At 55.6% G+C, this 24,501-nt stretch carries 21 protein-coding genes; 14 read left to right on the top strand and 7 right to left on the bottom strand.

What is annotated here, in order from left to right:
* The first annotated feature begins 54 nt into the window (after positions 1–54).
* Positions 55–711 (top strand): 3,4-dihydroxy-2-butanone-4-phosphate synthase, encoded by a 657-nt coding sequence (gene ribB / locus D8B20_RS14730; protein ID WP_145889557.1) that lies wholly within the window; start codon positions 55–57, stop codon positions 709–711.
* A gap of 64 nt (positions 712–775) precedes the next feature.
* Here ribB and D8B20_RS14725 read toward each other — a convergent pair whose 3' ends face one another.
* Together D8B20_RS14725 and zupT are read right to left on the bottom strand one after the other, a co-directional pair.
* Positions 776–1,159, bottom strand: coding sequence for a cell wall hydrolase (locus D8B20_RS14725; RefSeq protein WP_145889556.1), 384 nt, complete (start codon positions 1,157–1,159; stop codon positions 776–778).
* A gap of 142 nt (positions 1,160–1,301) precedes the next feature.
* Positions 1,302–2,069 (bottom strand): zinc transporter ZupT, encoded by a 768-nt coding sequence (zupT, locus tag D8B20_RS14720; protein ID WP_145889555.1) that lies wholly within the window; start codon positions 2,067–2,069, stop codon positions 1,302–1,304.
* 197 nt (positions 2,070–2,266) lie between these two features.
* Between zupT and ygiD the strand changes: the two genes are divergently transcribed.
* Positions 2,267–3,052, top strand: coding sequence for a 4,5-DOPA-extradiol-dioxygenase (gene ygiD, locus D8B20_RS14715; protein ID WP_145889554.1), 786 nt, complete (start codon positions 2,267–2,269; stop codon positions 3,050–3,052).
* Between the two features lie 87 nt (positions 3,053–3,139).
* On the opposite strand, the gene D8B20_RS14710 is transcribed toward ygiD, so the two are convergent.
* From D8B20_RS14710 to tolC, 3 genes are all read right to left on the bottom strand, one after another.
* Entirely contained in the window at positions 3,140–4,303 is a 1,164-nt protein-coding gene (locus tag D8B20_RS14710; RefSeq protein ID WP_145889553.1) for a glutathionylspermidine synthase family protein, read from the bottom strand.
* An 8-nt stretch (positions 4,304–4,311) separates the two neighbouring features.
* Positions 4,312–4,986 (bottom strand): DUF1190 family protein, encoded by a 675-nt coding sequence (locus tag D8B20_RS14705; protein ID WP_145889552.1) that lies wholly within the window; start codon positions 4,984–4,986, stop codon positions 4,312–4,314.
* 141 nt (positions 4,987–5,127) lie between these two features.
* On the bottom strand, positions 5,128–6,600 hold the full coding sequence (gene tolC, locus D8B20_RS14700) for an outer membrane channel protein TolC (protein WP_145889551.1): 1,473 nt from the start codon (positions 6,598–6,600) through the stop codon (positions 5,128–5,130).
* 212 nt (positions 6,601–6,812) lie between these two features.
* On the opposite strand from tolC, the gene nudF reads away from it, so the two are divergent.
* The 9 genes from nudF (at position 6,813) to D8B20_RS14650 (ending at position 19,054) form a co-directional block, all read left to right on the top strand.
* A complete protein-coding gene (gene nudF / locus D8B20_RS14690; RefSeq protein WP_145890609.1) occupies positions 6,813–7,448 on the top strand; it encodes an ADP-ribose diphosphatase in 636 nt (211 codons plus the stop codon).
* Positions 7,445–7,870: a DUF1249 family protein gene (locus D8B20_RS14685; protein ID WP_145889550.1), complete on the top strand. Its 426-nt coding sequence runs from the start codon at positions 7,445–7,447 to the stop codon at positions 7,868–7,870. Before nudF ends, D8B20_RS14685 begins: the two co-directional genes overlap by 4 nt.
* A 42-nt stretch (positions 7,871–7,912) precedes the next feature.
* Positions 7,913–8,740, top strand: a complete 828-nt coding sequence (gene cpdA / locus D8B20_RS14680) for a 3',5'-cyclic-AMP phosphodiesterase (RefSeq protein WP_145889549.1) — start codon at positions 7,913–7,915, stop codon at positions 8,738–8,740.
* Between the two features lie 3 nt (positions 8,741–8,743).
* Positions 8,744–9,325, top strand: a complete 582-nt coding sequence (yqiA, locus tag D8B20_RS14675) for an esterase YqiA (protein WP_145889548.1) — start codon at positions 8,744–8,746, stop codon at positions 9,323–9,325.
* A gap of 46 nt (positions 9,326–9,371) precedes the next feature.
* The gene (gene parE, locus D8B20_RS14670; protein ID WP_145889547.1) at positions 9,372–11,267 is read left to right on the top strand and encodes a DNA topoisomerase IV subunit B; all 1,896 of its coding nucleotides are present in this window, start codon (positions 9,372–9,374) and stop codon (positions 11,265–11,267) included.
* Positions 11,268–11,422: 155 nt separating this feature from the next.
* Entirely contained in the window at positions 11,423–12,322 is a 900-nt protein-coding gene (locus tag D8B20_RS14665) for a LysR substrate-binding domain-containing protein (RefSeq protein ID WP_145889546.1), read from the top strand.
* A gap of 264 nt (positions 12,323–12,586) precedes the next feature.
* A complete protein-coding gene (locus tag D8B20_RS14660) occupies positions 12,587–14,767 on the top strand; it encodes an Ig-like domain-containing protein (RefSeq protein WP_145889545.1) in 2,181 nt (726 codons plus the stop codon).
* A gap of 59 nt (positions 14,768–14,826) precedes the next feature.
* Positions 14,827–15,702 carry an OmpA family protein gene (locus D8B20_RS14655; protein ID WP_145889544.1) on the top strand — a complete coding sequence of 292 codons (876 nt, stop codon included), beginning with the start codon at positions 14,827–14,829 and terminating at the stop codon, positions 15,700–15,702.
* A gap of 208 nt (positions 15,703–15,910) precedes the next feature.
* Positions 15,911–19,054, top strand: a complete 3,144-nt coding sequence (locus D8B20_RS14650; protein WP_145889543.1) for an Ig-like domain-containing protein — start codon at positions 15,911–15,913, stop codon at positions 19,052–19,054.
* 66 nt (positions 19,055–19,120) lie between these two features.
* On the opposite strand, the gene D8B20_RS14645 is transcribed toward D8B20_RS14650, so the two are convergent.
* Positions 19,121–19,429 (bottom strand): putative quinol monooxygenase, encoded by a 309-nt coding sequence (locus D8B20_RS14645; protein WP_145890607.1) that lies wholly within the window; start codon positions 19,427–19,429, stop codon positions 19,121–19,123.
* A 35-nt stretch (positions 19,430–19,464) separates the two neighbouring features.
* Positions 19,465–20,046 (bottom strand): NAD(P)H-dependent oxidoreductase, encoded by a 582-nt coding sequence (locus tag D8B20_RS14640; RefSeq protein ID WP_145889542.1) that lies wholly within the window; start codon positions 20,044–20,046, stop codon positions 19,465–19,467.
* A gap of 164 nt (positions 20,047–20,210) precedes the next feature.
* Here D8B20_RS14640 and D8B20_RS14635 point away from each other — a divergent pair, with 164 nt between their 5' ends.
* The 3 genes from D8B20_RS14635 to D8B20_RS14625 all read left to right on the top strand — a co-directional run bounded on the left by D8B20_RS14635 (position 20,211) and on the right by D8B20_RS14625 (position 24,328).
* Complete coding sequence (locus tag D8B20_RS14635) at positions 20,211–20,975, top strand: transporter substrate-binding domain-containing protein (RefSeq protein WP_145890604.1); 765 nt, start codon at positions 20,211–20,213, stop codon at positions 20,973–20,975.
* A gap of 305 nt (positions 20,976–21,280) precedes the next feature.
* A complete protein-coding gene (parC, locus tag D8B20_RS14630) occupies positions 21,281–23,551 on the top strand; it encodes a DNA topoisomerase IV subunit A (RefSeq protein ID WP_145889541.1) in 2,271 nt (756 codons plus the stop codon).
* Positions 23,552–23,590: 39 nt separating this feature from the next.
* Positions 23,591–24,328 (top strand): 1-acylglycerol-3-phosphate O-acyltransferase, encoded by a 738-nt coding sequence (locus D8B20_RS14625; protein WP_145889540.1) that lies wholly within the window; start codon positions 23,591–23,593, stop codon positions 24,326–24,328.
* Positions 24,329–24,501: the final 173 nt, after the last annotated feature.

Genomic DNA, 24,501 nt, shown 5'->3' with positions numbered 1-24,501 from the left:
ACTCCTAAGCTCGCCCTGGTTCTGGTAACTCATATTTTTATAAGGTTTTTTACCATGAATCAGACGCTTCTTTCTGAATTTGGCACGCCGGAACAGCGTGTGGAACGTGCCCTTGAGGCGCTGCGCAACGGCCAGGGTGTTATGGTGCTGGATGACGAAAATCGTGAAAATGAAGGCGATATGATTTTCGCCGCCGAAACCATGACCGTTGAGCAGATGGCGCTGACGATTCGCCACGGCAGCGGGATTGTCTGTCTGTGCATCACTGAAGAGCGCCGTCAGCAGCTGGACTTACCGATGATGGTGGAGAACAACACCAGTTCATACGGCACGGGTTTTACCGTGACCATTGAAGCGGCAAAAGGCGTGACAACCGGCGTATCCGCGGCGGATCGTATTACTACCATCCGTGCCGCGATTGCCGACGATGCCCAACCCGCCGATCTGCACCGCCCCGGACACGTTTTTCCTCTGCGCGCACGCGAAGGTGGCGTTCTGACGCGCGGCGGTCATACCGAAGCCACGCTTGATCTGGTGACGCTGGCGGGTTTCAAACCTGCAGGCGTGCTGTGTGAGCTGACCAACGATGACGGCAGCATGGCTCGCGCGCCAGAGGCGATTGCCTTTGCGAAGCAGCATGCCATGCCCGTGGTGACCATTGAAGATCTGGTGGCTTACCGTCGTCAGCGTGAAACGCGCCAGGCCAGCTAACGCCGCACCAGCCGGGTTTGCAGTGGCAAAAAAGGCCGGATGCCAGAGCATCCGGCCTTTTTGTTTATCGCGTGGCATAGAACACGTGATTACCAATGGTGACCGTACGCTGAAAGGCATGGCGCCACGCGGGCTTTACGTTATGCGCGTGAAAATAGGTTGCGCCTTTCGTCACGTCTTTCAGCTCACCCTCCACGATACGCCAGGCCAGTGCTTTTGCCCGCTGCCAGCTGCGATCGTCGTGCGGTGGATAACGGTGAGGATGCTGCTTCAGAGACGTCCACGAGAACTGTTTTGGCGCATACACCACCGGACAGATCGCGTTAACATCCCAGTTGGCGCGATTCATGGTGACAGTGCCTACAGCAATTTGCCCCTTCACCGGTTCGCCGCGCGCTTCATGGTAAATGTTCATCGCCAGGCATAGAACGGCGCTTTGAATTAACATAACACTCCACGGCTTATAAGAATCGCGTGGAGTGTAGGCAGTCACCGTTTGCAGGTTAACAAGACCGGTCTCAAGTCAGATTTAAACGTTTCCTTTCCCTTATTTATCAGGCATTAACCCCTTTTTCAGACCTGTCGTCTCCTTAACCCGCACCGCTGGTTTGCAGCAGCGTCAGGCTCAGCCCCATGACGGTCATTCCGCACAAAACGCCATAGCTGGGGTTGTTGTGAGGATCGATCTCGCGCGCCAGCGGCATCAGTTCATCAACGGAAAGTGCCACCATGATACCGGCAACGGCCGCCATGATCGCCGCGATGGTTACCGGTGAGACAGCCGGCCCGAGCAGCGCGTACGCAAGCAGGCCACCCAGAATCTCAGCCATCCCGGAAAGACACGCCCAGAACAGCGCGCGGGCTTTCGATCCGGTCGCTGCATACATCGGACCCGCTACCGCCAGCCCTTCCGGCAGGTTGTGGATCGCGACGGCGAGCGCAATGCCCAGCCCCAGCTCCATATCGCTGCTGGCCGTCACAAAGGTGGCAATACCTTCCGGAAAATTATGCAGGCTGATGCCCAGCGTCAGCAGTATGGCCGTGCGTCGCAGGCTGGCAGGACGACGGTTAACGGCCATCAGATCCTGCGGATGCTGATGCGGCAGCAAGCGATCCATCGCAAAATAGCCCAGCAGTCCCAGCATAAACATGCCATAGCCCATGACCGGTAACATGCCGGCGGTATGCAGCGCAGCGGGCAGCATCTCCATCAGCGAAATCAGCAGCATAATGCCGGCGGCAAACCCGAGCGCAAACGCCAGCACGCGGTTGGAAGGCTTCTGGCCCAGTACGCCAAACAGCGCGCCAGCAAAGGTAGCCCCGCCAGCCAGCAGGGTTAACAATAAGGGAACCGACATCGCCATCTCCTTAATGATAATGATTCCCAGTTAACATATAGTTAACCCCATAAAATATCGAGTTATTTAGCGTAAAGTTGTGTCGGGGGAATCTTATTCAGTTTCCCTGACAGAGATCATCATGGTTATCCGCGTTTACGCTGCAGGGAAAGGGGGTATTGTGAGTGCAGATACGTCGCCTTATCTGAGGATGCACCATGAGCTCTGTTCGTATGCCAGCCCTGTTCCTGGGTCACGGCAGCCCGATGAATGTACTGGAAGATAACCGTTATACCCATGCATGGGAGCAGCTGGGAAAAAACCTGCCGCGACCACGTGCTATCCTGGCGATCTCGGCACACTGGTATACGCGCGGCACCGCGGTGACAGCGATGCAGAACCCGCGCACGATTCACGATTTTGGCGGCTTCCCGCAGGCGTTGTTCGATGTGCGTTATCCGGCGCCAGGTTCGCCGGCACTGGCGCAGCGCATTATCGATTTGCTGGCACCTCTCCCGGTACAGGCGGATCAAACATGGGGCTTTGACCATGGCGCGTGGGGCGTGCTGGCCCGGATCTACCCGGAGGCGGATATTCCGCTGGTGCAGCTGAGTATTGACGGCTCGCAGCCTGCTGCATGGCACTTTGAACAAGGCCGCCAGCTGGCCGCGCTGCGGGATGAAGGGGTGATGATTATCGCCAGCGGAAACGTAGTGCACAATTTGCGTATGCTGCGCTGGCAGGGCGCGGACAGCGTCTACCCGTGGGCAGAAAGCTTCAATCAATTTGTACGAGACAACCTGGACTTTTATGGCACTGCGGCGCAGCATCCGCTGGTGAATTATCAGCAGCATGAAGCAGCACTGCTGGCGAATCCGACGCCGGAACACTATCTGCCATTGCTCTACATTCTGGGGGCCCGCAGGGAAGAAGACGCCGTGACCATTCCGGTTGAAGGCATGGAGATGGGCGCAATCAGTATGCTGTCAGTTCAGGCAGGGTAAACGGCTAAGGCTACGCCGGAAGAAAAGGCTGTTGCCGGCAGGGAACGCTGGCGAGCCGGGGAACAGCCGATCGCCAGCGTAAGGGCACTATTCAATAAAGGTGTGCGGATAAAAACGTGACAGATCCTGAGTGATCAGCGCACGATCTTCACGCAGGCCGATACCGGCAGGCTGATCGTCAATCAGCCAGCTGCCAATCAGGGTATAGCTGTCACCAAATTTCGGCAGCGCGCAGAACTGCTGTACGATCATGCCCTCTTCGCCATAAGGGCCGTCTGCCCGCGCGATTTCCCTGCCATTTTCGATGATGGTAATGTTGGCTCCTTCACGGGAAAACAGCGGCTTAACCACATATTTTTCCAGCTGCGGTGCTGATGCATCATCGGCAAACCAGGCCGCCAGCAGGTTCGGATGATCAGGAAACATTTCCCACAGCAGCGGTAGCAGCGCCTTATTAGACAAAATGCTTTTCCATGCCGGCTCCAGCCAGCGCACGCCTGCATCTGCCAGCTTGGTGGAGAACACCTCACGCAGCATAAATTCCCACGGATAGAGCTTGAACAGGTTGCTGATGATCTGATCGTGCTGATCGGTAAACTGGCCTTTTTCGCCCAGACCGATCTCATCGATATACAGAAACTCGCCGGGCAGGCCGGCTTCTGTCGCGCAATCCTGTAAATACTGCACCGTGGCACGATCTTCTTCCGTGTCGCGGCAGCAGGCGAAATGCAGCCAGTTGAACCCGTGCTGCTGATGCAGGTCGGCAAAGCGCGCGATCAGTTTCTCCTGCAGGCTGTTGAATTGATCGCTGCCCGGCGGCAGTTTGCCGGCATTCAGCTGATCCTCCAGCCAGATCCACTGGAAAAAGGCCGCTTCGTACAGGGAGGTTGGCGTGTCGGCATTGTTCTCCAGCAGTTTGATCGCGCCCTGGCCGTCCCACGCCAGATCCAGGCGTGAATACAGCGAAGGCTGACGCTGCTTCCATGCGTCACGCACAAAATCCCAGGTGTGCTTTGGAATGCAGAACCGCGTCAGCAGCGCTTCGCTGTTAACCACTTTCTCCACCGCCTGCAAACACATCTGATGCAGTTCAGCCGTGACCGATTCCAGCTGCTCAATTTGTGCCAGCGTGAACTGATAATAGGCATCTTCACACCAGTAAGGTTCGCCATACATGGTGTGAAACTGGAAACCATATTCGGTGGCTTTTTCACGCCAGTCCGGACGTTCGCTGATAGCAATACGTTGCATGTGACGGTTTAACCTCCCAGCGAACGGCTGCCACTGCTGGTGGCGCTGCTGCGCTGCATGGTATTCTGCTTCGCCACGGTTTCACCAAAGCCACCGCGGGTGATAGTGGAGGTGGTAGCAGGTTTCGGCGCCATCGCGGTTTTCGGCACGTTCATGGTGCGGCCGGACGTGGCCGCGCCATAGTTTTTACCCGAAGCATCTACAAACTGCCCGTTTGCCGGACTGTTAGGCGTTTTCGGTGAGAACAACGGCTGCTGGGCAAAGCCCGCACCGCCGCCCATCAGCCGGCCCATCATGTAGCCCGCCATCAGCGGCATCCAGAAGCTGCCGCTCTGTTGCGCTTCCGCATTATGTGCCGTGGTGCCTGCACCGGCCTGTGCCGGCGTCTGCTGACACTGGTTCTCGCCAAATTCCGCGACGCAGTCTTCGCGTGTGGCGTATTTCGGCGCCGTGCGCTCCGCTTCTTTCAGCGCATTGTTATAGGCCGTTTTACACTGTGCGCTCTGGTCCGGATTGGCCTTCGCACAGTCATCAGCATTCTGATAAAGCGCGACTGTTTCATCGCTTTGTTCGCAGCCTGCCAGCATAAATACCGCAGTGACCGCCAGGGCGACTGGCGTTAAATGGCGTGCCTGCCAGCTTTTACGAAAAGCGGCATGGCGAATATTTTTAGTCCGTTTCATTATGTTCATCCTGTGCCCAAAGGTGGGGCTTAGGATAGGTGATGAGGGGTTGAAATTGAAGCGTGGAGCCGGAAGGGAGAAGGATCTTTACGTAGCTATACGTTGAAGTGCGAAAGGGGCTGCAGCCAGCCCCTGACGGAATTAATTCGCGAACGGATTTTTGCTGCTGCGTGCTGCCGCCGGACGCGGCTGCGCGGCTGCAGGTGCAGAGGCCATCGCCGGGCCATTATCCACGCGTGCCGCCTGCTGGCTGTTTTCCGGCGCCACGGTTTCCGGCGAAGTCGGGATCTCTTTGCCCAGCGTGCTGTTCAGCTGCTGCAGATCCTGCTCATTCAGCGTACCCAGCGCATATTTGATGTTCAGCTGGTTGATCAGGTAGCTGTAACGGGCGTTAGAAAGCTGCTGCTTCGCGTTATACAGGGTGGTGGTGGCATCCAGCACGTCCACGATAGTACGCGTACCAACCTGATAACCTGCTTCAGAGGCATCCAGTGAGCTTTGCGCTGAAATCACCGACTGCTTATAAGCTTCAATGCTGCTGATAGACGCATTCACGTTATTGAATGAAGAGCGCACTGTCTGCACCGCGCTGCGGTGCGCGCCTTCCAGCTGTTCGCTGGCGGCGACAAAGTTGTACTGCGCCTGTTTCACCTGTGAGGTCACGGATCCGCCGCTGTAGAGCGGCAGCGAGAAGCTCAGCCCCACCTGATTTGAACCGGTAATGGAATCGGTGGTGCCTGCGCTCTGGTTCGCGCGGCTGCCGCCGTATTTGCTGTTAGACAGGCCGGTTGACGCCGTCAGGTCCAGCGTCGGCAGGTGGCCGGATTCCGCAGAGCGAATCTGCTCACGGGCCAGGTCCTGGTTCAGACGCGCGGATAACAGGTTCAGGTTACGGCTTTCTGCCTGCTTCAGCAGGGAAGAAACCGCTTCCGGGCGGGCCGTTTTAAAGCGATCAATATTCAGCGAAGCGAGTGACAGATAATCCATGCCGGTGATCTGACGCAGGGACTCCACCGCGTTATCCAGATCGTTACGGGCCGTGACTTCGTTCGCCAGCACGGTGTCGTACTGCGCGCGGGCGTTCTGGACGTCAGTGATCGCCACCAGACCGACGTTAAAGCGCTGGGTGGTTTGATCCAGTTCGCGATAGATCGACTGTTTTTGTGCTTCTGCGTAAGAAAGCGTATCAATCGCCTTCAGCACATTAAAATAGGCGGTTGCGGTATTCAGGATCAGATCCTGCTGGGCAACCTGATAGGTGACATCCTGAATGCCGGCGGTTTTTTCCTGTAACGTCAGCGCGCGCCATTTCGACATATCGAAAATAGTCTGGGTCAATTGCAGTGAGGCGCTGGTCGTGTTGGAATGGAGGCCGCTGTTATCGCGGTAACCGCTGTTGTAAGTGTAATCTGCGCCCAGACCTAGCTGTGGCAATAACGGGCTGCGCGCTTCGTTAATTTTCTCAAAGGCAGCATCACGGTCAGCGGCGGAAGCACGCAGATCCGGGTTGCTCAGGCGCGCCTGCTGGTAGACCTGCAACAGGTTTTCTGCCTGGCTGGCAAGGCTGAATCCGCCCAGGCTCAGTCCAATAAAAAGTGGGAGCAGTTTTTTCATTTGCATTCCTTTTGATGCAGCCAAATGCATGTGTTGTGCTGCAGGTAAGCCCAAAAATAATCGCCGATTCTACAGAGGCGGCGTCAGAGATAAGTTGGCTGAACGTGCCTTCTTCCCCTAATTTACGTAAATAATTCAGAAAGAACCACTCGGACGGAGCACAAGGGTTGGCTTTTCTACGCTCCATCCCAATCTGCATAAGGAACCAGATGATGGCGGGCAAAAAAAATTCCCCTGTGACTTTCACAAAAAACGATGTAGAAATTATTGCACGCGATACCCGCTACGATGGTTTTTTTTCCATCGTCAGCTACCGCTTCCGCCATCGCCGTTTTAATGGCGAAATGAGCGGTGAAGTGGTACGCGAAGTTTTTGAGCGCGGACACGCTGCCGTGCTGCTACCCTATGATCCCCTGCGCGACGAAGTGGTGCTGATCGAACAGATTCGCATCCCGGCTTTTGATTCCAGCCCCACGCCCTGGCTGCTGGAAATGGTGGCTGGCATTATCGAACCCGGCGAAACGCCGGAGGCGGTGGTGCGTCGCGAGGCGATGGAAGAGGCCGGCCTCACCGTGGGCCGCGTCAAACCCGTTGTAAATTATTTAGCCAGCCCCGGCGGAACGTCTGAACGTTTGTCGGTGCTGGTGGGCGAAGTGGATGCCAGCCTGGCAGAGGGAAATCACGGGCTGGAGGAAGAGAATGAGGATATTCTTGTCCATGTGGTAAGCCGGGAACAGGCTTACCGCTGGGTGGAAGAGGGGATAATTGATAACGCGGCATCTGTCATCGCCCTGCAATGGCTGGCGTTGCACCATGAGAAACTACGAGAAGAGTGGAAGCTAAAATGAAACAGCGCTATATCCCTGACTTTCCCGAAATGATGCGGCTGTGCGAAACCAATTTCGCCCAGCTGCGTCGCCTGCTGCCGCGAAGCGATGAGGCAGGCGCGTCGGTGACATATCAGGTGAACGGCGCCAGTTACCGGCTGACGATTGAAGAGTCGACGCGCTACACCACGCTGGTGGAGATCCGCCAGGTTGCCCCCGCAGTCAGCTACTGGAGCCTGCCCTCCATGTCGGTCCGGCTCTACCACGATGCGATGGTGGCTGAAGTGTGTTCCACACAGCAGATCTATCGCTTTAAAGCGCGCTATGATTATCCTAATAAAAAACTGCATCAGCGCGATGAAAAACATCAGATTAACCAGTTCCTTGCTGACTGGCTGCGCTATTGTCTGGCGCACGGAGCCGTGGCGCTGCCGGTCTGCTGATAGCATATAATGCGATAACGGCGTGGAGATGAAGGAAACGCTTTGGATAGCCTGCTAACTCTTCCTGCGGCAAATGGGTCCGCTATCAGGATTTTGCAAATTACGGATACCCATTTATTCGCGGGAAAACATCAGTCGCTGCTGGGGGTCAACACCTGGTCGAGCTTTGATGCTGTACTGGACGCCATTGCGGCGCAGCAGCGGGAGTTCGATCTGATTATCGCCACGGGCGATCTTGCCCAGGACCACAGCGTCGAAGCGTATCAGCATTTTGTAGCGGGCATCGCGCGCCTGCCAAAGCCGTGCGTCTGGCTACCAGGCAACCATGATTTCCAGCCGGCCATGGTTGATACCCTGGCACAGGCCGGTATTGCCGCCGATAAACACGTTTTGCTGGGTGAGCACTGGCAGCTGGTGCTGCTGGACAGCCAGGTCTCTGGAGTGCCACACGGTATGCTGAGTGACTATCAGCTGGAGTGGCTGGAGAGAACGCTGCGTCAGTTTCCACAGCGCCACACGCTGGTGCTGTTGCATCATCATCCGCTAGCCTCCGGCTGCACCTGGCTGGATCAGCACAGTCTGCGCAATCCGCATCAGCTGGCTGCGGTGCTGCAGCACTTTCCGCTGGCGCGCCATCTGGTGTGCGGCCACATTCATCAGGAACTGGATCTCGACTGGCAGGGGCGTCGCGTGCTGGCGTCACCTTCCACCTGCGTTCAGTTCAAACCGCACTGCACAAATTTCACCATTGATACCGTTGCGCCGGGCTGGCGCTGGCTGACCCTGCAGGCCGATGGCGCACTGGAGACCGAAGTCAACCGGCTGCAGAGTGAGATGTTCCGGCCGGATCTGGACGCTGAGGGTTACTGAAGCATGGCGGCGCTGATCTACCTGCATGGCTTTAACAGCTCGCCGCAATCGGCGAAAGCAAGCCAGCTTCAGCAGTGGTGCCAGCAAAACCATCCGCACATTCATGTGATGGTTCCGCAGCTACCCGCTTTTCCCGCCGAAGCCGCCAGCATGCTGGAGGATCTGGTGATGGATCATGCCGGGGAGCCGCTCGGACTGGTGGGCTCTTCGCTGGGCGGTTATTTTGCTACCTGGTTGTCCCAGTGCTTTATGCTGCCTGCCGTGGTGGTCAATCCGGCGGTGCGGCCCTTTGAACTGCTGACGGATTACCTTGGCGAGAACCGGAATCCCTACACCGGCCAGCAATATGTGTTAGAGTCTCGCCACATTTACGATCTGAAAGTCATGCAGATTGACCCGCTGGAAGCGCCCGATTTGCTGTGGCTGCTGCAGCAGACCGGCGATGAAGTCCTCGACTACCGCCAGGCGCTGGATTACTACCGCGCGTGCCGCCAGACGGTCGAAGAAGGCGGCAATCATGCCTATATCGGATTCGAACGCCATTTTACGCAGATCATTGATTTTCTGGGATTAAACCCACTCTGATGCTGCGCAGTGGACTCCTTTTCCTATTGCTAATCAGACAGTTACGATGAGCCAATCAAGCTATAATGCCGATGCCATTGAGGTCTTAACCGGCCTTGAACCGGTGCGTCGTCGTCCGGGGATGTACACCGATACCACGCGCCCTAACCATCTGGGCCAGGAAGTGATCGATAACAGCGTCGATGAGGCGCTGGCGGGTCATGCAAAACGTGTGGAAGTCATTCTGCATGCCGATCAGTCGCTGGAAGTGATCGACGACGGTCGCGGTATGCCGGTGGATATTCACCCGGAAGAGGGTGTGCCGGCGGTTGAGCTAATCCTGTGCCGGTTGCACGCGGGGGGTAAGTTCTCCAGCAAAAACTATCAGTTCTCCGGGGGGCTGCACGGCGTTGGTATTTCCGTGGTCAACGCCCTGTCAAAACGCGTTGAAGTGACCGTGCGCCGCAACGGTGAAATCTATCAAATTGCCTTTGAAAATGGGGACAAAGTGCAGGATCTGGCGGTTATCGGCAGCGTGGGTAAACGCAACACCGGTACAAGCGTGCACTTCTGGCCAGACGAGCATTTCTTCGACAGCCCGCGCTTTTCGGTTTCACGTCTCAAGCACCTGCTGAAAGCCAAGGCCGTGCTCTGTCCGGGTGTGGAAATTGTCTTTAAAGACAAGGTTAATAACACCGAACAGACCTGGATGTATGAAGATGGCCTGACCGATTACCTGAGTGAAGCGGTGAATGGCCTGCCGGTATTACCGGAAAAACCCTTTGTCGGCAGCTTTGCCGGTGATGTGGAAGCGGTAGACTGGGCGCTGCTCTGGCTGCCGGAAGGCGGTGAACTCCTGACGGAAAGTTACGTCAACCTGATTCCTACCATGCAGGGCGGCACCCACGTTAACGGTCTGCGTCAGGGGCTGCTGGATGCGATGCGCGAGTTCTGCGAATACCGCAATATTCTGCCGCGCGGCGTGAAGCTGTCGGCGGAGGATATCTGGGATCGCTGTGCGTATGTACTGTCGGTCAAAATGCAGGATCCGCAGTTTGCCGGTCAGACCAAAGAGCGTCTCTCGTCACGCCAGTGTGCCGCTTTTGTCTCTGCGGTGGTAAAAGATGCCTTTAGCCTGTGGCTGAACCAGAACGTGCAGGCGGCAGAAATGCTGGCGGAACTGGCGATTGCCAGCGCGCAGCGTCGCATGCGCGCCGCGAAAAAAGTGGTGCGGAAAAAGCTGACCAGCGGGCCGGCACTGCCGGGCAAACTGGCCGACTGCACCGCGCAGGACCTGAACAAAACCGAACTGTTTCTGGTGGAAGGGGATTCTGCAGGCGGTTCGGCAAAACAGGCGCGCGATCGTGAATATCAGGCGATCATGCCGCTGAAAGGAAAGATCCTCAACACCTGGGAAGTCTCTTCGGATGAAGTGCTGGCCTCGCAGGAAGTGCACGACATTTCGGTGGCGATCGGCATCGATCCTGACAGCGAAGATCTGAGCCAGCTGCGTTATGGCAAGATCTGTATCCTCGCGGATGCGGATTCCGACGGACTGCACATTGCCACTCTGCTGTGCGCGCTGTTTGTGAAGCATTTCCGCTCGCTGGTGCAGCAGGGCCATGTCTACGTTGCGATGCCGCCGCTGTACCGCATCGACCTCGGCAAAGAAGTCTATTACGCGCTGGATGAGGATGAAAAAGAGGGTGTGCTGGAGCAGCTGAAGCGTAAAAAAGGCAAACCCAACGTACAGCGTTTCAAAGGTCTGGGCGAGATGAACCCGCTGCAGCTGCGCGAAACCACGCTTGATCCGAACACCCGCCGTCTGGTGCAGCTGACGGTGGAAGATGAAGATGTGGAGCAGACGCTGCGCGTGATGGATATGCTGCTGGCGAAAAAACGTTCTGAAGACCGCCGCAACTGGCTGCAGGAGAAGGGCGATCTGGCCGATCTGGAAGTCTGATATCGTTTAAGGGGCGCTGCAGCGCCCTTTTTTATCCGTCTGAATCTTCTCTGATGTACTTACCCCCGTTTACAGCGGCTGCAGGCGGTAAATCTGCGCATACTTCAGCGATTATGCAGGCAACCGGCGTGAAAACAGCGCGCAACAGAGGATACGTGAAAATTACCCTGGAAGAATTACGTGCCTGGGTTGCGGTCGTGGATACCGGCTCCATCACCGCAGCGGCAGAACAGCTGGAACAGACCAGTTCGGGCATCAGTCGTGCCCTGAGCCGGCTGGAAAGCAAACTGCAAACCACCCTGCTGCACCGGACGACGCGCCGCCTGGCGCTGACCGAAGAGGGGCTGGTTTTTCTGGATCATGCCCGGCAAATTCTCGCTTCCGTTGAGCAGGCCGAAGAGCATATTGCGCAGCGCCGTGATACCCCTGCTGGCCGGTTACGCGTTAATGCCAACACGCCCTTTATGCTGCACGTTATTGTGCCGCTGGTGGCGGAGTTTCGGCAGCGCTACCCCCATATTCAGCTGTCGCTTAATACCGATGACATCGTTATCGATTTACTGGAGCAGCAGACCGATATTGCCATTCGGATTGGCGAGTTGCGCGATTCCACGCTGCGCGCGCGCGTGCTGGGCAGCAGCGCCATCCGCCTGCTGGCCAGTCCGGCTTATCTGCAACAGGCCGGAATGCCGCAGTGCACCGAAGATCTGGCCGGTCATCAGCTGCTGGGATTCAGCCAGCTGGACGCGCACAATGTCTGGCCGGTGCGGCAGCCCGACGGCGAATTTTTACGCATCCAACCCGGATTATGTGCTTCCAGCGGAGAAACGCTGCGTCAGCTGGCATTAGCCGGGCAGGGCATCGTGCGCCTTTCTGATTTTGTCAGCCGTGAAGATCGCGCCAGCGGGCGTCTGGTGCAGGTGCTGGCAGCGGAAACGCGTGACATGCAGCTGCCTGTTCACGCCGTCTATTATCGTAACCAGTCTCTCAGCGCACGTATTACCTGTTTTCTGGATTTTTTACGCGAAAAAATTCAGGAAAATCAGCTGTTATAAGCCTATTTCAGCTAAATAAAACGCCTTTTTTCGCCACCCCCTCTCTGCTATTCCTTCTGTAATTCAAACAGTTAATTGAACCGTTAATTTACCGGTAATCCCGTAAATTATTTTTTTCTTACGGGACATTTCTTATGTCTCAGATTTCGCTGTTTTTGGAATATGTCGCCACTTTAGGCCTGCCTTCGCGGGCCAAATCAGGGAGATTGCCGTAATGCCTTACGGTTACGCGATCAAAAAACAGTGAATGAAAAGGGAATAACAATGAACGTTTCGCCCGTAAGTGTTGCAGTTATCGATAAAAAAACGATAACCAAAGCTGAAGTGCTGCGCGCCGGTAAAGAGGGTAAGGCGGTGAAAGTACAGGCCATTGCAAATGGCAAATATTTACTGAGTCAGGGTAATGATGGCATGGCACCGGAAAACATTACCGTCCGGCGTTCAGGCAAAAACCTGCTGGTGATGCTGGAGGGCCGTGAAGGCAGCGAGCCGGACCTTATTATTGAGGACTTTTTTGATAAATCCGGCACCCTGATTGGCAAAGCAGAAGACGGAAATATGCACGCTTACGTGTCTACTGACGGCGATGCTGAACATGAAGCGGCGGCGCTGGAAGACGGTGAAACCGCAGCGCTGGCGCTGAGCGAAGGCGTTGCAGACAGCGACAGCGGCTATGTACTGGCCAGCGGTTTTGAGTGGTCACCTGCCCTGATCGCGCTGGGCGGCCTGGCGGCGATTGCCGCAGCGGCAGGTCTGGGGTATCTGGCAGCAAAAGAACAGTATCAGGACGATCATCACAGCAATAGCAGCGGTAGCGAAGGTGGCGCGGGCGGTGGTTCGGGTGGCGAAGGCGGCGATGCTGGCGGCGATGCTGGCGGCGGAGAAGGCAGCGGTGGCGCTGGCGGTGGCGATGTAAAAAAACCCACCATCAGCGGTATGACGGATAACGTCGGGGATGTTACCGGCCCGGTGACCAACGGTGGCAGAACCGATGACACCACGCCGACTTTCGCCGGAACCGGCACGCCAGGCAACACCATTGAGGTGTGGGATGGCGAATCTAAAATCGGCGAGGCAAAAGTCAACGCTGACGGCAGCTGGAGCTTTACCCCGCAGAAAGCCCTGACTTCCGGCAAACACAGCATTGTGACTAAAGAACGCAATGACAGCGGTATAGTCAGCGAACCCAGCGAAAAATGGGAATTTACTGTCGATCTGACCGCACCAGCCCGCGGTACCATTGGCAGCATGGTAGACGATTCCGTCAGCCCGGCTCTGCCGATTGAGAAGAATGGTATCACCAAAGACAACACGCCAACGCTGGCGGGCAAAGCGGAAGCCAACTCCACTGTTCAGGTATGGGATAATGGCAACCTGCTGGGGACGGCGAAAACCGACAAAGACGGCAACTGGCGTTTTACACCGACAAAGCTGGAGGACGGTAAACACGATATCAGCGTCATTGTCGTGGATGAAGTCGGTAATAAATCCCTGCCTTCAGAGGCTTTCATTGTAGAGGTTGATACGGTCGCGCCTGAAAACAGCGGGATTGGTAAAATCACCGACAGCAACGGCGACCCGATTGATGACGGTTCAACCACGCAGGAGCCGCGCCCGACACTGGAAGGCACCGGTGAAGACGGCGAAACAGTGCTGATCATCGACAACGGTCAAATCATCGGTTCGGTAGTGGTTGAAGGCGGTACCTGGACCTATACGCCAGAGAGAGATCTGAGCAGCGGGCGCCATGAGCTGGAAACCGTAGTGCGCGATCAGGCCGGCAATGAATCTGCGCCCTCCGATAAAATTGTGATTGATCTGGATACCGGTGTTAATCCGGTAGACCCGGGCGAAGAGTTGCCGGATCCTGCCGTACCGGTTGCAGGCACTATCGGCACTATTTTCAAAGACAACAACCCTGGCGGCATTCCCGTACCGGTAGATAATAACGCCTCAAATGATGAAAGCATCCTTATCACCGGTACCGGTGTGCCAGGCGATGTCATCTTCCTGTATATGGTAGGTGTAAGTCATTCCTATGTATTCAGCACCACGGTAGGGGAGGATGGAAAGTGGGAGTACAGTACGCCGGATCTGCCGGATGACGTTTATGATATGCGCGGCGTATTTCAACGCGATGGTGAAATAATCGGTAAAACTGACGTATCCGTTATCGAAATTGATACCATTCCGCCGGAAATCCCGGATGTCGGTATCAGCAGCATCATTGAAGAGCTGTCTGTTATCGATCTTTTAGCGATTGAGGAAAACACGCTTTTTGCTGAAGAAAAAGGCGCAGAGGAAAATAGCGAAATCGACCAGGCGCGCCTGAGCGATATGGTCTTTGAGGAAGTGACGCCTGCGCTTTCAGCGAACGGTGTGGCGGTTCACGAAAATATCAGTGAAGCAGATTTATCGCTGCACTACACCACGCAGGATATTTAACGGATTAACTTAATAACATAAAGGGACATACAGGCGCACTGCGCGCCTGTGAATATATTATGAAAAAAATCTCTGCTTTTATTTTCGCGGCGGTAACTGGTGTATCCGCCGGTGCCACGCTGCACGCCCAGGCGGCAAATAATTTTGGCCAGACCTGGCATTCGATGTCCGCTTCCGCAGCCGATCAGGTGCGCATTGTGTATTATCGTCCGGTTGAAGCCATGGGCAGCCAGCCGGCCCATATTTATGTTGATGGCGAATTCCAGACGGCGTTGCTTGCTGGCGGCTATACCGTCTTTTGCCTGGCGCCAGGCGTGCATTCTCTGGGCAGTTTCGTCAACGATGCTCCAGCGTATGCGGGGAAACAAAAACAGCCGTGGCGGGACAGTCTGGCCGCTGGCAAAACCTACTATATTCGCGCCAGCCTGGATAACTCCGGCCGTCCGCTGGTGATTCCGGCAGAACAGGCACAGCAGGAGCTGGCGGGGACACGCCAGCAGACCCATCTGAAATCGCGCGCTTCTGCAGTAATAGCCTGTAAAGCAGGAACCATGCAATCTTATGACAACTATGCGTTTTCATCGGATCTGCTGTTCCGCTTCGGCAGCGCCAGCAGTGCAGACATTTCCCGTGAAGGGCGTGAGGCTATTGCACAACTGGCCAGCAGCCTGAAGACACCTTCAGCGGCACAGCGCCGTATCGTTGTCACCGGCTTTACCGATCCGATTGGCACGGAAGAAAGCAATATGCGCCTCGGGCAATTACGTGCTGATGCGATTAAACAATTATTAATTAATTATGGTATTTCAGCAGAGCTGATTACTGCCCAAAGTATGGGGGCAAGCCAGGTCAATAAACAGTGCGACGGGCCCCGGAAGAAACAAATCAGCTGCTATGCCAGCGAGCGTCGCGTCATTATCAGTGTTGAGAAATAAACACCTCGAAAGTGATTCCTGAAAACTAACGCAATGCCTCCATATTTTACCTGGAGGCATCTTTACGCCTGCTGTTTAGCGTTAGTGATAAAAGTAAATGGATGATTTAAGACGGGTCTCGTGTGCGATAAATCTCCGGTCTCAACATAATGAACGGGCTCAGAAGGATAGATCTGAGCGAATTAACCCAACATTAAAGGAATGAAAAATGGCGAATGAAATCGGTGACGTAATAGTTCTGAATTCTGGAAATAGCAGTGCTGCTATCAAGGGTACAGATGCAAAAAACCCGAATAGTCTGGTCCGCATTTATTTAGATGGCGTAGCGTACTCTGTGGTGACAGATGCAACAGGCGCCTGGTCTTTCACACCGGCGGGTGGCTGGGATGAGGGCCGTCATGTTGTCTCAATTGAAATTGTTGACCGTGCTGGTAACGTAGGCACACCGAAGTTCGAAATCGTTAATATCGATCTCACTGACCCGGCTAAACCGGAAATTTTCCGCGTTATTGCTGGTAATGATTACCTGACGCCGGGAGAGGCTACAGGTGAAAAAATGCCGGAAATTTCTGGCGTAGCGGATCCGAACGGTATCGTATACCTGTACGGTGGCGCGAATGGTGACACGCTGATTGGCTCGACCAAAGCCAACGCAATGGGCGCATGGACCATCACCCCCAACCTTACAGACGGCAAGCATACGCTGAATGTTAAAGTAAAAGACGCCGCTAACCGCGAAAGTGAAAGCTCAGACAGCTTCGTGGTGGATATCGCCAACGGGGTAGTAACGCACGCAGTAAAACACGTGACAGAAACCGCAGAAATCGCAGAAACCGCCACGCAGGCAGCAGAAATACAGGCTGGCGAGATCGGTACCAGCTCACTCCTCCAGCCAAGGCCTGTCTATAAAGACAGCATCGCCATTAACGCGCAGACAACCGCAGGCAACCTGGTTCAGGTGCTGTTTAACAATGCGGTCTACACCATCATCGCTGACGCAGAAGGGAAGTGGTCTTATAAAGCCGAAGATCTGAGCGAAGGCACCTATATTGCGCAGTTCCGTTATCAGGATCGTGCAGGTAACTGGGGCCCTGTTCAACAGCTGCTGTTTGAAGTGATGCCGCAGGAACCGGAAGCGCCACAAATCATGCGTGTAGTGGACGATGAAGGCGGGCTGGATTATCTCACGCCTTACAACTACACCAATGATAAAACGCCAACCCTGTCAGGCGTCGCGATGCCGGGCAGCACCGTGCACATTTTCGATAATAATATCGAGGTTGGCACCGTTGTGGCCGGTCCGGATGGGCGCTGGACCATGACGGTTTCGTTGAATGAAAACCTCATTACTCACAACCTGACGGCAAATTACGTTGATGTACACGGGAAAACCAGTAAGACGTCAGAAATCTTCAACCTGTCGCTGGATCTGACTACCCCAACGAAACCGGAAATCAGCGAAGTGCTGGATGACGAAGGCCGCGTTACCGGTCCGCTGAACTCTGGCGATACCACCGATGACACCACGCCTACTTTCAAAGGCATCGCGGATGCCGGTACCCTGGTGCGCATCTGGAATGGCACTGAGCTGCTGGGTAGCGCAGTCGCGGATTCGCGCGGTAAGTGGGAGATCGAACTCCAGCTGACGGATGGCGAAACCTACAACCTGGTGGTCGATTCCGTGGCAAAAGGCGGCAATGTTTCAGAACAGACCGATCCCTTTACGTTGAAAATTGACGCCAGCGTCCTGCCGCCAGCGGAAATTGGTGGAGTTTATAACAACAATGATTCCCAGCTGGTCGAGATCACCAATGGCGCTCAGACCAATGATAAAACGCCGCTGCTGAAAGGCACCGGGAATGATGGCGATATCGTACGTCTTTTTGTGGACGACAAGCTTGTTGGAACTGTCATTGTCGTAGATGGCAAATGGGAAATTGAAACGGATGAGCTGTCAGAAGATACTCACGAGCTGAAAGTGGAGATTGAGACGCCGGACGGCAAAGTTTCTCCGCCTTCTGATCCGTATATCGTCGTGGTAGATGTTACAGCGCCGGATAAACCGGAAAAGCCAGAAAAAATCATTGATGACGAAGGCGATGTGCAGGGTGAAATTGCCGAAGGCAAACCCACCGATGACAAAACCCCGACCATCGGTGGTTCCGGTGCCGAGCCGGGTGATACCGTTGAGCTGGTCATCATTGATGAAAACGGCAATGCGGGCCCGGCTATTGGTACCGCAATCGTTGACGAGAATGGCAACTGGACTGTCACGCCAGGCCAGGAGCTGGATAACGGCGAATATGACCTGGGCGTCGTGATTACCGATCCGGCGGGCAACAAGTCTGAACCGTCTGATCCGATCAAAGTCATCATTGATGATACCAAACCGGCCGATCTGACAAACTTTGATCTGTATGACGACGTGGGACCTGAACAGGGGATTATCACTGCGGGCGGCATCACAGACGATAAAAACCCAACGCTGAAGGGCACCGCCGCTCCGGGAACGTCGGTGGAGATTATCCTCAACGGTAACGTGATAGGTACAGCCACCACAGGCAGCGATGGCAAATGGAACTATGAGTTTACTAACCTGAGCGATGCCAGCTACACATTCGCGTTACGCCCGATCAGCGAAGCGGGTGTGAAAGGCGATATGACGGCACCGATTTCGTTTATTGTCGATACCACACCGCCGACCGCCGGTACCTTTGATGGTGTTTTTGAGAACAATAAAGGGAGCGAACAGCTTGTACCAGTAGTCGGAGGTGAGCGACTGACCAACGACGGTGACCTGATCCTGAAAGGAACCGGCGTTGCAGGCGATATCGTCATCATCTACAGCGACGCTGCGAAAACGCAGGAAATTGGCCGCACCACTGTCGACGCCCAGGGTAACTGGCGCTTTGAAACGTCTGAGCTGGTGCAGGACGGTGAGGATAAAACCATCCACCTGAGCGTTGCGATTCGTGATGCTGCCGGTAACCAGCTGGATATTCCAACCAGCTACGATATTCATATCGACCGTGAAGCACCAGAGATCCCGGACGTTGGTATCAGCTCTTTCGGCGAAGTGGAAGATCTGCAGGATCTGGCGTTCAGCGATGTGATGGCGCTGAACAGCGAAGGCCTGTTTATCGACAACGGCAAAACTCAGCTGGTAATCACCGGCAACGAAGGTGACGAAGTGAAACTGGAAGATATTCTGCCGGAAGGTGAGGATATCGCTAACTGGAGCCAGGCAAACGGCACGGTGACCGTGGCGGGCGTAGAGTATAACGTCTACCAGAACACCGCAGGTGACGCAGAAGTGCTGGTACAGAACAACCTGCAGGTTGAGCAGCACTGATCCCTGATTAAGCAGTAATAAAAAGCCCCGGTGTCACAACCGGGGCTTTTCTGTTAAAGCAATAAATTACTTCGCGGGTTCCAGCACCAGAATTTTGACGTCAACTACGTCATCTTTGATCACCGCACGGTGTGCATCCATATGCGGCATCTGCTGATGCTGCTCCAGATGACGCAGCGAGGACCACTGCTCCAGCATAAAGATCGAATCCGGAGAGTTCTGCTTCCACGGCACCTGCGCCTGATGGTCAACCAGCGCATCGTACTGATGGCAGCCATCCTCTTCGAGCACGACAGGAATCAGCTTGTTGATCGCTTCCAGCACGGCCTGACGACGGCCCGGTTTGACGCAAATTTCTGCAACCACAGTTAACATCATGCTTCCTTCTGTTTTTCCCGTTGTGCTTATAGTTAAGCAAAGATCGCGTTCAGATGCGTCCGATAACGCGCAATATCGCGCGGCACGTCCGGCAGTTTGATCACGTCGTTGCAGATAAAGGTCGGCAGACTTTCCATGCCAAGGAACTGGTTAGCCTTGTGGAAGTGCAGATAAAGGCCATCCACGCCCACGCCTTCAAAGAACTGCTGCGGATCGGTAAAGGCTTCCAGCGGCGCGTTCCAGGTCAGAGAAAGCATGTACTTTTTACCCTGAATTAATCCGCCTGAACCGTACTTTTTGCTGGCGTCACTGCGGGTGCGGCCATCGCTGGCATACAGGGCGCCGTGGCCTTCTGTGAACACTTCATCAATGTATTTTTTTACGGTCCATGGCTCGCCCATCCACCAGCCCGGCATCTGATAAATGATCACGTCGCTGTCGAGATATTTCTGCACTTCGTCTGCGACGTTATAGTCGCTATCCGCAACGGTGACCTGCACATCATGGCCAAGGTCGCGCAGCTGGCTGACGGCCACTTCGGTCAGCGTGTGGTTAAGTTCACCTTTAGAGTGCGCGAAGGTCTTACCGCCGTCGATAATCAAAATCTTACTCATAAAACGTTTTGCTCCATTCTTCGTTAATGGCCGGTACTGTACGCGCGTACGCGAGCGGGAAAAACGTGTGATTGATCACAAGACTTTTGCTTTTAACGCAATAATGGCGCGGTATATGAAACACTCTGTGCTCTAAACAACTCCGGCATAAGACACCATCCATGATGAAAACCCTGATTCTGAGTGTATTACTTCTGACAGCGGGCGCAGCGCAGGCGCAGTCCCGCCTTGATGACGTGCGGACCAGCAAGGCGCTGAAAGTCTGCACCACCGGCGACTACAAGCCTTACAGTTTTCTGCGCAGTGACGGGCACTACGAAGGGCTGGACATCAGCATGGCGCAGTCGCTGGCCGACAGCCTGGACGCGAAAGTCGAGTGGGTGCCAACAACATGGAAAACCCTGAGTGAAGATTTCGTGGCAAAACGCTGTGATATCGCGCTGGGAGGCGTCTCGGTCACGTTGAAACGTCAGCAGATTGCCTGGTTTGCGCAGCCGCTGGGCGTCGATGGTAAAATCCCGCTGGTGCGCTGTGCGGATAAAGATCGGTATCAGACGCTGGCGCACATTAACCGGCCATCGGTACGCGTGATTGAACCGGCAGGCGGCACCAATGAGGCCTTTGTCCACGCGCATCTGCCGCAGGCCACGCTGCAGCTGGCAGAAAATACCGGTATCTTTCAGCAACTGGTGGATAAGAAAGCGGATGTGATGATAACCGATGCTTCGGAAGCGCTGTTTCAGCAGCAGCACTACCCGACGCTGTGTGCCATCAATCCGGACAAACCGCTGCAGTACGGCGAGAAAGCGTACATGATCCCGCGTGATGACATGAGCTGGAAGCTATACGTAGATCAGTGGCTGCATCTGAGCACCGCCACCGGCGAATACGCGCAGATTGCCGCGCAGTGGCTGGGCGCGAAAAAATAGTTTCCGCGTGCTTAATCATGCCGCTGCGTGGTGTGCCGCCCTTCGCAGCGGCGCAGTATATTGCGCCATAAACCCTATTCCGCCCCCGCACCGCACGTGCCTGAGAAGCCCTGCTGCGGTATGGCGAATGACCGCGCGCTCATGCTGTTTTCTGCCACTGGCTGCAGGCGCGTGATGTCACGCCAGAGGATTCGCAACGCGCGCCGCGCGCCCTGTGACTAAATCGCACGGATAAGGTACTATCCTCGCCAAATGAGCGCCGGATGACCCGCCGTTGCGGGCCACGAAGTGAGGATGCAAGCTTAATGAGCGAATTGACGCAGGATGGTGCAGAGCGTCTTGCCCTGCACAAGTTTACTGAAAAGGCGTACCTGGATTACTCTATGTACGTCATCATGGACCGCGCACTGCCGTACATCGGTGACGGTCTCAAGCCCGTGCAGCGTCGCATTATTTATGCGATGTCAGAGCTTGGCCTGAACGCCAGCGCAAAATTCAAAAAGTCCGCGCGCACCGTGGGTGACGTGCTGGGTAAATACCATCCGCACGGCGACAGCGCCTGCTATGAAGCGATGGTGCTGATGGCGCAGCCCTTCTCTTATCGCTATCCGCTGGTTGACGGGCAGGGCAACTGGGGCGCACCGGACGATCCGAAATCCTTCGCCGCGATGCGCTACACCGAATCGCGCCTGTCAAAATATGCTGAAGTGCTGCTCGGCGAACTGGGCCAGGGCACGGTAGATTACATCCCGAATTTCGACGGCACGCTGCAGGAACCTAAAATGCTGCCGGCGCGTCTGCCCAATATCCTGCTGAACGGCACCACCGGGATTGCGGTGGGTATGGCCACGGACATTCCGCCGCATAACCTGCGCGAAGTCGCCGAAGCCGCCGTGCGCCTGATTGAAAAGCCGAAAACCACGCTGGATGAACTGCTGGATATCGTGCAGGGACCGGATTTCCCGACCGAAGCGGAGATCATTACGCCGCGTGAGGAGATCCGCAAAATCTACCAGAACGGCCGTGGCTCAATCCGCCAGCGTGCCGTATGGAAGAAAGAAGAGGGTGAGGTGGTGATCACCGCGCTGCCGCATCAGGTTTCCGGTGCGCGCGTGCTGGAGCAGATTGCCGCGCAGATGCGCAATAAAAAGCTGCCGATGGTGGAAGATTTGCGCGATGAGTCGGATCACGAAAACCCGACGCGGCTGGTGATTGTGCCGCGATCCAATCGTGTGGATCTCGATCAGGTGATGAACCACCTGTTTGCCACCACCGATCTGGAAAAAAGCTACCGCGTTAACCTGAATATGATCGGACTGGATAACCGTCCGCGGGTGAAAAACCTGCTGGAGATCCTGTCGGAATGGCTGGTCTACCGCCGTGATACCGTGACGCGCCGTCTGAATTATCGTCTGGAGCGCGTGCTGCGCCGCCTGCATATCCTCGAAGGTCTGCTGGTGGCGTTCCTCAATATTGATGAGGTCATCCATATCATCCGCAGCGAGGATGAGCCGAAGCCGGTACTGATGTCGCGCTTTGGCATCAGCGAAACGCAGGCGGAAGCGATTCTGGAGCTGAAACTACGCCATCTTGCCCGGCTGGAAGAGATGAAAATTCGCGGTGAGCAGGCTGAGCTGGAGAAAGAACGCGACCAGATCCAGGCGACGCTGGCGTCTGAACGGAAGATGAATAACCTGCTGAAGAAAGAGCTGCAGGCAGACAGCCAGACCTATGGCGACGATCGTCGTTCACCGCTGCACGAGCGCGAAGAGGCCAAAGCGCTGAGCGAAAATGAACTGGTGAGCGCTGAGCCGGTCACTATCGTGCTGTCGCAGATGGGCTGGGTGCGCAGCGCCAAAGGCCACGATATCGATCCGGCTGGCCTGAGCTACAAAGCGGGCGACAGCTATCGCGCGGCGGCACGCGGCAAGAGCAATCAGCCGGTGGCCTTTATCGACTCAACCGGGCGCAGCTATACGCTGGATCCGACCTCGCTGCCGTCGGCGCGCGGCCAGGGCGAGCCGCTCACCGGTAAGCTGACGCCACCACCGGGTGCGGTGATTGAACAGGTGCTGATGGAAGCCGACGATCAGAAGCTGCTGATGGCCTCTGATGCCGGCTACGGCTTTATCTGTACGTTTGCCGATCTGGTGTCGCGTAACCGCGCCGGTAAAGCACTGCTGACGCTGCCGGAGAATGCCAGAGTAATGACGCCGCTGGCGGTGCACTCCGGTGATGACATGTTGCTGGCGATTACGCAGGCCGGGCGCATGCTGATGTTCCCGGTGGCGGATCTGCCGCAGATGTCAAAAGGCAAAGGCAACAAAATCATCTCCATACCGCCAGCGGATGCCGCGAGCGGTAAGGATAAACTGCAGTGGCTGCTGATTCTGCCGCCGGGCAGTTCCATTACGCTGTATGTTGGCAAGCGCAAACTGATTATGCGTGATGACGATCTGCAGAAAGTGCGCGCCGATCGCGGCCGCCGCGGCAGCGTGTCGCGCGGGCTGCAACGTATTGACAGCGTGGAAGTGAACGCGCCCGCGCGGCCGAAAGCGGATGCCAGTGAAGAATAACGCCATTACAGGCGAAGGAATGCCTTATCTGAGGAAGCTATGTTATTAATTATACGGTCGATTATTGTCATCATTTATTCGATTCTGGTGTGTGTGTTTGGCAGCATCTGGTGTCTGTTTTCGCCGCGTAACCCGCGGCATGTTGCGACATTTGGCCATCTGTTTGGCCGCCTCTCTACCGTGTTTGGCGTAAAAGTCGAGCTGCGGAAACCGGCAGATGCCGCCAGCTACGGCAATGCGATTTATATCGCTAACCATCAGAACAATTACGACATGATCACGGCGGCCAATATCGTGCAGCCGACCACGGTGACGGTCGGGAAGAAAAGCCTGCTGTGGATCCCGTTCTTTGGTCAGCTCTACTGGCTGACCGGAAACCTGCTGATTGATCGCGATAACCGCGCCAAAGCACACGGCACCATTGGCGAGCTGGTGGCGCAATTCAAAAAGAAAAAGATCTCTTTCTGGATGTTCCCGGAAGGCACGCGCAGCCGCGGCCGTGGCCTGCTGCCGTTTAAAACCGGCGCATTTCACGCCGCCGTGGCCGCCGGTGTGCCGATCATTCCGATCGTGGTCTCTAACACCCACGACAAAATCAAACTGAACCGCTGGAAAAACGGCCTGGTGATCGTCGAGATGCTGCCGCCAGTGGACACCAGCCAGTTTGAAACCACTTCCGTGCGGAAACTGGCCACCCACTGCCGGGAAATAATGTCTGCTAAGCTGGAAGAATTAAACGCCGAAGTCGCCGAACGCGAAAAAAACGGTAAAATCTGACCGGCAAACCTGCGCAAGCTGCCGGGTGCACCTCAGGCTGCATCCGGCCGTTTTGCCTGCTCTGTTTGCGGGCGCAGATTCCAGTGCCGCCGTTGCGCCATTGACCGGCGGATACGGTGGTTTGCCCGCGCAGGTGCAGCTTTAATGCGCCCGCGGCCGTGACCCGACACGCA

Origin of the sequence: Candidatus Pantoea soli, from assembly GCF_007833795.1 — a bacterium.
Classification (GTDB): domain Bacteria; phylum Pseudomonadota; class Gammaproteobacteria; order Enterobacterales; family Enterobacteriaceae; genus Pantoea; species Pantoea soli.
Note: the sequence above shows the minus strand (reverse complement) of the source record. Positions and strands in the feature narration are given on the sequence as shown.

Excerpts from the sequence above, each read along its gene's own strand:
- yqiA (WP_145889548.1), top strand. The coding sequence starts at position 8,744 with ATGGCGGCGCTGATCTACCTGCATGGCTTTAACAGCTCGCCGCAATCG.
- ygiD (WP_145889554.1), top strand. The coding sequence starts at position 2,267 with ATGAGCTCTGTTCGTATGCCAGCCCTGTTCCTGGGTCACGGCAGCCCG.
- nudF (WP_145890609.1), top strand. The coding sequence starts at position 6,813 with ATGGCGGGCAAAAAAAATTCCCCTGTGACTTTCACAAAAAACGATGTA.
- parE (WP_145889547.1), top strand. The coding sequence starts at position 9,372 with ATGAGCCAATCAAGCTATAATGCCGATGCCATTGAGGTCTTAACCGGC.
- D8B20_RS14705 (WP_145889552.1), bottom strand. The coding sequence starts at position 4,986 with ATGAAACGGACTAAAAATATTCGCCATGCCGCTTTTCGTAAAAGCTGG.
- D8B20_RS14660 (WP_145889545.1), top strand. The coding sequence starts at position 12,587 with ATGAACGTTTCGCCCGTAAGTGTTGCAGTTATCGATAAAAAAACGATA.
- D8B20_RS14645 (WP_145890607.1), bottom strand. The coding sequence starts at position 19,429 with ATGTTAACTGTGGTTGCAGAAATTTGCGTCAAACCGGGCCGTCGTCAG.
- ribB (WP_145889557.1), top strand. The coding sequence starts at position 55 with ATGAATCAGACGCTTCTTTCTGAATTTGGCACGCCGGAACAGCGTGTG.
- D8B20_RS14640 (WP_145889542.1), bottom strand. The coding sequence starts at position 20,046 with ATGAGTAAGATTTTGATTATCGACGGCGGTAAGACCTTCGCGCACTCT.
- D8B20_RS14655 (WP_145889544.1), top strand. The coding sequence starts at position 14,827 with ATGAAAAAAATCTCTGCTTTTATTTTCGCGGCGGTAACTGGTGTATCC.
- D8B20_RS14625 (WP_145889540.1), top strand. The coding sequence starts at position 23,591 with ATGTTATTAATTATACGGTCGATTATTGTCATCATTTATTCGATTCTG.
- D8B20_RS14635 (WP_145890604.1), top strand. The coding sequence starts at position 20,211 with ATGAAAACCCTGATTCTGAGTGTATTACTTCTGACAGCGGGCGCAGCG.
- D8B20_RS14685 (WP_145889550.1), top strand. The coding sequence starts at position 7,445 with ATGAAACAGCGCTATATCCCTGACTTTCCCGAAATGATGCGGCTGTGC.
- tolC (WP_145889551.1), bottom strand. The coding sequence starts at position 6,600 with ATGAAAAAACTGCTCCCACTTTTTATTGGACTGAGCCTGGGCGGATTC.
- zupT (WP_145889555.1), bottom strand. The coding sequence starts at position 2,069 with ATGTCGGTTCCCTTATTGTTAACCCTGCTGGCTGGCGGGGCTACCTTT.
- D8B20_RS14710 (WP_145889553.1), bottom strand. The coding sequence starts at position 4,303 with ATGCAACGTATTGCTATCAGCGAACGTCCGGACTGGCGTGAAAAAGCC.
- D8B20_RS14650 (WP_145889543.1), top strand. The coding sequence starts at position 15,911 with ATGGCGAATGAAATCGGTGACGTAATAGTTCTGAATTCTGGAAATAGC.
- D8B20_RS14725 (WP_145889556.1), bottom strand. The coding sequence starts at position 1,159 with ATGTTAATTCAAAGCGCCGTTCTATGCCTGGCGATGAACATTTACCAT.
- parC (WP_145889541.1), top strand. The coding sequence starts at position 21,281 with ATGAGCGAATTGACGCAGGATGGTGCAGAGCGTCTTGCCCTGCACAAG.